Origin of the sequence: Alkalihalophilus lindianensis (genome assembly GCF_032843265.1) — a bacterium.
Lineage (GTDB): Bacteria > Bacillota > Bacilli > Bacillales > Bacillaceae_D > Alkalihalophilus > Alkalihalophilus lindianensis.
In genome coordinates this window covers 1-247 of record NZ_JAWJBA010000809.1, presented here as the reverse complement: position 1 = coordinate 247, position 247 = coordinate 1, and the positions used below count along the sequence as shown (strand labels likewise).

General features: G+C 41.3%; 1 protein-coding gene. It reads left to right on the top strand.

All coding sequences use genetic code 11. The annotated features are described in order from the left end of the window. Positions 1-82 precede the first annotated feature (82 nt). On the top strand, positions 83-247 hold a 165-nt coding region (locus RYX56_RS24415), incomplete at its 3' end, for a sugar phosphate nucleotidyltransferase (protein WP_317124394.1).

Below are 247 nucleotides of genomic sequence, written 5' to 3'. Positions count from 1 at the left end.
CCATTTTCAATAAAGTTAACAATTGCCCCGTTTGGCTGTCAAATGATTAGACCGGTTAGGAAACGAAAGGAGCGGAAAGGAAATGGTAAAGAAAAAGTGCGTAGCTTGTATTTTAGCGGGAGGAAAGGGAAGCAGGCTGAATGATTTGACAAAGGACCTTGCCAAGCCTGCAGTGCCTTTTGGAGGGAAATACCGCATTATTGATTTTACATTAAGTAATTGTACGAATTCCGGAATAGATACTGTC